7 protein-coding genes are annotated in these 6,564 nt (G+C 62.0%); 5 read left to right on the top strand and 2 right to left on the bottom strand.

The features are described 5' to 3' along the window. Window positions 1-60 precede the first annotated feature (60 nt). Complete coding sequence (locus AB4Z53_RS12360; protein WP_113536282.1) at window positions 61-207, top strand: DUF1127 domain-containing protein; 147 nt, start codon at window positions 61-63, stop codon at window positions 205-207. Window positions 208-214: 7 nt separating this feature from the next. On the opposite strand, the gene AB4Z53_RS12355 is transcribed toward AB4Z53_RS12360, so the two are convergent. Further along, window positions 215-343: a hypothetical protein gene (locus tag AB4Z53_RS12355; RefSeq protein ID WP_441596109.1), complete on the bottom strand. Its 129-nt coding sequence runs from the start codon at window positions 341-343 to the stop codon at window positions 215-217. A gap of 61 nt (window positions 344-404) precedes the next feature. Here AB4Z53_RS12355 and AB4Z53_RS12350 point away from each other — a divergent pair, with 61 nt between their 5' ends. Together AB4Z53_RS12350 and AB4Z53_RS12345 are read left to right on the top strand one after the other, a co-directional pair. After that, window positions 405-1,121, top strand: coding sequence for a GNAT family N-acetyltransferase (locus AB4Z53_RS12350; RefSeq protein WP_441596107.1), 717 nt, complete (start codon window positions 405-407; stop codon window positions 1,119-1,121). A 129-nt stretch (window positions 1,122-1,250) separates the two neighbouring features. Beyond that, window positions 1,251-1,748 (top strand): hypothetical protein, encoded by a 498-nt coding sequence (locus tag AB4Z53_RS12345; protein WP_441596105.1) that lies wholly within the window; start codon window positions 1,251-1,253, stop codon window positions 1,746-1,748. A gap of 15 nt (window positions 1,749-1,763) precedes the next feature. Here the strand turns inward: AB4Z53_RS12345 and AB4Z53_RS12340 are convergent, their stop codons facing one another. Next, window positions 1,764-2,705 carry an AraC family transcriptional regulator gene (locus AB4Z53_RS12340; protein WP_223729847.1) on the bottom strand — a complete coding sequence of 314 codons (942 nt, stop codon included), beginning with the start codon at window positions 2,703-2,705 and terminating at the stop codon, window positions 1,764-1,766. A gap of 190 nt (window positions 2,706-2,895) precedes the next feature. Between AB4Z53_RS12340 and AB4Z53_RS12335 the strand changes: the two genes are divergently transcribed. Together AB4Z53_RS12335 and AB4Z53_RS12330 are read left to right on the top strand one after the other, a co-directional pair. Then, entirely contained in the window at window positions 2,896-4,359 is a 1,464-nt protein-coding gene (locus AB4Z53_RS12335; RefSeq protein WP_441596102.1) for an alpha-glucosidase/alpha-galactosidase, read from the top strand. A 112-nt stretch (window positions 4,360-4,471) separates the two neighbouring features. Further along, window positions 4,472-6,556, top strand: a complete 2,085-nt coding sequence (locus AB4Z53_RS12330; RefSeq protein ID WP_441596100.1) for an ABC transporter substrate-binding protein — start codon at window positions 4,472-4,474, stop codon at window positions 6,554-6,556. Window positions 6,557-6,564 lie beyond the last annotated feature (8 nt).

Below are 6,564 nucleotides of genomic sequence, written 5' to 3'. Positions count from 1 at the left end.
CGAAACGAGGCGCCACGGACTGGCAGCCAGGCTTCGAAAGCCCATTGAAAGGGGGATCAAATGAACATCGCACGCTCCATCAACAACTGGCGCAAGTATCGTCAGACGGTCACCGAGCTGGGCCGCATGTCGAACCGGGAACTCCGTGACCTCGGCATCGAACGTGGTGACATCGACCGCGTTGCACGCACGGCCTTCGCCCGCTAAGGCGACCTCAAAGACTGAATAATTGCCAAGCGCCTGCACCTCCTGCGGGCGCTTTTGCTTTTTGCGCCATCATAGCGCCATTGTCGTCCCACACAGCGCTGGCACCGCAGTTTAATTGATTGACTACTTTATCCATTGATCGCGCTTCCTGCCTCCGCCCGGCAGGCTGAGCGTGTGCGTTCAACAAGTTGAGTGAAATGCCATCATTTTCCCCTGAGGTAACCGATTTCTGGAAGGGGTCATTTGCGGGCGATGTTCTTGCCCGCGCGGATCGGTTCACCGTCACGGTCAACTCCGATCTCGACGAGGACAGCCCGGCCATGGTGCTGGAAACGGCTGAAAACGGCGTGATGGCCGTATTGTCTCCTACGCTGGCCTCCGCGGTATTGTCGGCGGGACAGGCTCTTACCGAAGCGGAACTTCGCAAGAGGCTGCGCGACGCGGGCATCGTGCTGAATGGTGCCGACAACCTCTTTTATTTCACCGAGGCGGACAAGGCTGTGCTGCTGCAAGATAGCCCGAGCGGCCATGTGCGCGCGCTTACGGCGAAGGATGCGGCGGCCTTCTCCCTGTTCCAGGGCTCCGCCTCGGACGAGGACCTCGATGCGGCCTATGTCGAGCTGGACCACTGGCTGGTTTACGGCGCCTTCGATGGCGACAGGCTGGTCTGCACCGCCAGCATGTATCCCTGGCAGGACCGTCGGATTGCCGATCTCGGCGTGCTGACGCTGACGTCCGACAGGGGAAAAGGCCATGCCCGCCACGTCGTGCGTGCGATCAGCAGAGCTGCCTACGAGAAAGGCTACGAGCCGCAGTATCGCTGCCAGCTCGACAACCACGCGTCCGTCGCACTTGCCGGAAACGTGGGCGTGACGCTGTTCGGCAGGTGGGAAGCGCCTTCCGAAGGCGACTGATGCGAGGCTCTTTGCGCGAACCGACGCGATGGAAATCAATGCTGACAGAATCTGGCAGGGGTCGCGCGTAAAGTGTTCCCATGATCAGAGATCGAGGGACGACCGATGTCGACGCAGGACTTGTTTAGGATGAACGGAGAACGCGCGACAGGCGAGCGCAATTTCTGGGTCGGCGCCCTTTCCGGGGACGACATGCAGCATGCCCCGGAAGACAGTTTCTCGCGGTTCGGTTACGGCTACGGCAATGTACAGGCGTTGACGCGCATGAAGGCGGGCGATGGCTTTATCGGTTATTCACCCAGCGCCGCCTTCAATGGCAGAGCGGGGCTTGCCTGTTTTACCGCGATCGGCGTGGTCAAGGAGCGCCCGCCCTACTTCTTCGCAATGGGCGGTGTCGCCCCGCATCGCGGCGACATCGACTGGGCCGACAGCATGGAGGCGCCGGTCCGTCCGTGGCTCGACAGCCTGGAATTTGCCGAAGGCAACCGGAGCTGGGATCAGAAACTTCGTCTCGGCCATCTTGCCATCAGCGAACGGGATTTCCGCGTGATCGCGCGGGTCATGCACGTCGATCTGGCCATGATTTTTGCGAGAACGCCGGCCTATCGCCAGCAGCTGGCGGGCTGATGCCCACGCCCGCCCTCAACCAGACAGCAGTACCGTCGCCTCCTCTGGTGTGTCGACCGGCTGCTCTACGGAGCCGGCGGCGATACTGGCATACATGCCGGTGGTTCTGAATTCGGTCGGGCTGAGGCCAAAGGAACGGCGGAACACCTTGGCAAAGTAGTTAGGGTCTTCGAAGCCGGAGAGGATCGCCACCTCCTTGACCGGCAGGCTCGCCGTTTTCGTCAGAAGTTTCACGGCGCGCTGCAAGCGCTTCTGCAAGACGTATTCGGCCGGCGCCATGCCTTCGCTGGCGGCAAAGACGCGCGAGAAATGGGCGCGGCTCAAGCCCGAGACGCGCGCCAGTTCCTCCACAGGAAGCGGGTTCTGCAGATTGTTCATGATGTGGTCGACGACCCGGTGCATCGTCCGGTGCTCGTGGCTGAACAAGGGGTGCGAGCCGAAGACGTCGTCATAGAGCGCCATCGCCGCCTCATAGGCGATTGCGGAAGCGCGCCCCGGCGTCTCGCCGCCACGGATCAGCCGCAGGCTGCAGTCTGCCAGATGTTCGATCGTTTCCGGCTGCAACTTCAGCACAGGGCCGGTGACGGCGAGAATGGCGCGGTGCACGCGCAAGGCCTCGTCGCCGTTCATCGAGATCCAGAAAAACTCCCAGCGCCCGCCATCTTCCAGCCAATAGCGATGATTGTGCGGCACGAGCAACAGCAGCGTCTCGCCCTCGCGCACCCGATGGGTGCGGTTTTCGTAACGCAGGTTTCCGGCACCCGCAATCGTGTGCTGCAGGACGGTAAAGGGCGTGTTTCCGCGCTTTCTGCCGTCCCAGTCATAGGTGGCATTGTTGCGGATTTCATAGCCGGTGCTGGTCGGCATGGTGTGCAGGCTCTGGCGTCCCCTTGGCAGGGAGACCGTTCGCATAATGGGGCCATTGTCGATCAAATCGCGCAGCATAAAATTACCCATGAAAGCACAATACCGCTCTGGCGGGGTCGGCGAATATACACATAATGACGGCCAACCACGCAACAGGAGGCTCTTGTGATCGGCCGGAAAGATGGATCTGCATCCGTGTTTCCCGGGCGGTGAGCCTCAATTTTTGAATTAATTTTACCCTTCGCATGAAGCGCGGGCGGTTCAGGAGGAGTGAGAGGGTATGGCAGGCTTCAAAATCGCCATCATCGGCGCCGGCAGCATCGGCTTCACCAAGAAGCTGTTCACCGACATTCTCGCCGTGCCGGAATTGCGCGACATCGAGGTTGCGCTGACCGACCTCAGCGCCCGCAATCTGGAAATGATCAAGGCGATCCTCGACCGGATCGTCGAGGTCAACCGCCTGCCGACGAAGGTGACGGCAACCACCGACCGGTTGAAGGCGCTCGAAGGCGCGCGCTATATCATCAGCTGCGTCCGCGTCGGCGGCCTCGAAGCCTATGCCGACGACATCCGCATTCCGCTCAAATACGGCGTCGACCAGTGCGTCGGCGATACGATCTGCGCCGGCGGCATCCTCTACGGCCAGCGCAACATTCCCGTGATCCTCGACTTCTGCCGGGATATCCGCGCTGTTGCCGAGCCGGGCGCGAAGTTCCTGAACTATGCCAACCCGATGGCGATGAACACCTGGGCGGCGATCGAATACGGCAAGGTCGATACGGTCGGCCTCTGCCACGGCGTCCAGCACGGCGGTGAGCAGATCGCCGAAATCCTTGGCGCTGGCGAAGGCGAGCTCGATTACATCTGCTCCGGCATCAACCACCAGACCTGGTTCGTTGACGTCAGGCTCAAGGGCCGCAGGATCGGCAAGGACGACTTGGTCGCCGCCTTCGAGGCGCACCCGGTGTTCTCCAAGCAGGAGAAGCTCCGCATAGATGTGCTGAAGCGCTTCGGCGTCTATTCGACCGAGAGCAACGGCCATCTCTCCGAATATCTTCCCTGGTATCGCAAGCGCCCGGAGGAAATTACCCGCTGGATTGACATGTCGGACTGGATCCACGGCGAAACGGGCGGCTACCTCCGCCATTCGACCGAGACGCGCAACTGGTTCGAGACCGAGTTTCCGCAGTTCCTGGAAGCGGCCGGAAAGCCGCTCGATCATAGCCGGCGCTCGAACGAACATGCGAGCCATATCCTCGAGGCGCTCGAAACGGGCCGAATCTATCGCGGCCATTTCAATGTCAAGAACAATGGCGTGATCACCAACCTGCCTGCGGACGCGATCATCGAATCCCCCGGCTTCGTCGACCGTTTCGGCATCAACATGGTCTCGGGTATCACGCTGCCGGAGGCCTGCGCCGCTACTTGCCTTTCCTCGATCAACGTCCAGCGCATGTCCGTACACGCGGCTGTCACTGGCGATCTCGACCTCCTGAAGCTTGCGATGCTGCACGATCCGCTGGTCGGCGCCATCTGCACGCCGGAGGAGGTCTGGCAGATGGTCGATGAGATGGTGGTCGCGCAAGCCAAATGGCTGCCGCAATACGCCCATGCCATTGACGGCGCAAAGGAGCGGCTCGGCCGCGCCACCGTCAAGACGCGCGAGTGGAACGGTGCCGCGCGGCGTGAGGTGCGTTCGCTCGACGAACTGCGCGCCGAGCGTCAGGTCCGCGCCGCCGGCTGATCGATGGCGGCACGGCTCGCGTGAGGAGACGTGAGCCGACGCCGCCTGAACTGCAGACTTTTCAAGGAGGAGGCCGCGTTCCGGCGCGGCAAAAGAGGGAGAATCTGAGCCAATGACCAGCCACAGACTGATGAAGATGGCGAGCCTGCTGCTCGTCGGCATCTCGACCTTTGCGTTGGAGGCGGCCGCCTCCGAGCCGACCGTCGTGCCGCAACAGCCGGCATTTCCGGCCGAGGGCAAGATCACCTATGTGCCGCGCGACTCGATCGCCGAGTTCAAGGCGCTGCCGGAATACAAGGAACCGGCCTGGGTTACCGAGAAATACGTCAAGACCGGCAAGCTGCCGCCGGTCGCCGAGCGCCTGCCGAAGGAGCCGATGGTCTTCAAGACCGGTAATATGCCCGATGGCGTCGGCGTCTATGGCGACACGCTGCGTCACGTGATCGGCGGCAGACCGGAAGGCTGGAACTACTCGGCTGGCCAGAGCCAGGGCTGGGGCGGCATCGATATCGGCATGTCCGAATGCCTGACGCGTACGGCGCCGCTCTTCCAGGTGGAAGCCAAGGACGTCGAGCCTTTGCCTAACCTTGCCAAGAGCTGGGATTGGTCCGCCGATGGTCACAAGCTGACGATGCATCTGGTCGAGGGCGCCAAGTGGTCGGATGGCGACCTCTTTGATGCCGACGACGTAATGTTCTACTGGGAAGACAACGTGCTCGACCCGAGCGTGACGCCGCTGAACGGCGCGACGCCGGAGACCTTCGGCGCCGGCACGACGCTGACGAAGATCGACCAGTATACGGTCGAGTGGACCTTCAAGGAGGCCTTCCCGCGCCAGCATCTCTATGCCATGGCCTACGGCACCTTTTGCCCCGGCCCGTCGCATATCCTCAAGGCCAAGCATCCGAAATATGCGGGCACCACCTACGACCAGTACAAGAACGCCTTCCCGCCCGAGTATATGAACATCCCGGTCATGGGTGCCTGGGTTCCGGTCGCCTATCGCCCCGACGATATCATCGTGCTGCGCCGTAACCCGTACTATTGGAAGGTCGACGAGGCGGGCAACCAGCTTCCCTACATCAACGAGCTGCACTACAAGCTCTCGACCTGGGCCGACCGCGACGTGCAGGCGATTGCCGGTTCCGCCGATCTCTCGAACCTCGAGCAGCCGGAAAACTTCGTCGAATCGCTGAAGCGTGCGGCGCAGGATACAGCGCCCGCGCGGCTTGCCTTCGGTCCACGCCTCATCGGCTACAATCTGCACATGAACTTCTCGGCCAATGGCTGGGGCGAGCCGGACGAGCGGGCCCAGGCCGTGCGCGAACTCAACCGCAACGAGGATTTCCGCAAGGCGGTGACCATGGCGGTCGACCGCAAGAAGCTCGGCGAGGCGCTGGTGAAGGGGCCGTTCACGGCGATCTATCCGGGCGGGCTTTCCTCCGGCACCAGCTTCTACGACCGGCAGTCGACCGTCTATTACCCCTTCGACCTCGACGGAGCGAAGGCGCTGCTCGAAAAGGCCGGCCTGAAGGACACCGACGGCAACGGCTTCGTCAACTTCCCGGCTGACAAGGCCGGCGGCAAGGACGTCGAGATCGTGCTTCTGATCGACAACAGCTACGCGACCGACCGCAACCTCGCCGAAGGCCTGATCGGCCAGATGGAAAAGCTCGGCCTCCGGGTGGTTCTGAACTCGCTTGACGGCAAGCAGCGGGACGCAACCAATTATGCCGGCAAGTTCGACTGGATGGTTCATCGCAACGCCGCCGAATATGCCTCCGTCGTGCAAAACACGCCGCAGTTGGCGGCCGCCGGTCCGCGCACCAGCTGGCACCACCGTGCACCGGAAGGCGGTCAGCTTGACCTGATGCCCTTCGAACAGGAACTCGTCGACATCATCAACAAGTTCATCGCCACCAACGACAATGCCGAGCGCGCGGAGTTGATGAAGCAGTACCAGAAGGTCGCGACGACGCATCTCGATACGGTGGGCCTCACCGAATATCCGGGCGCGCTCATCATCAACAAGCGCTTCGCCAACGTGCCGACGGGCGCGCCGATCTTCATGTTCAACTGGGCCGAAGACACGATCATGCGCGAGCGCCTTTTCGTTCCCTCGGACAAGCAGGGTGATTTCGAGCTCTTTGCCGAACAGCTTCCGGGCAAGCCCGGCGACAAGGGCTTGAGCAACTAACGCAACCG

Source organism: Ensifer sp. 2TAB8 (genome assembly GCF_052115125.1).
In the GTDB taxonomy this organism is placed as follows: Bacteria; Pseudomonadota; Alphaproteobacteria; order Rhizobiales; family Rhizobiaceae; genus Ensifer.
Note: the sequence above shows the minus strand (reverse complement) of the source record. Positions and strands in the feature narration are given on the sequence as shown.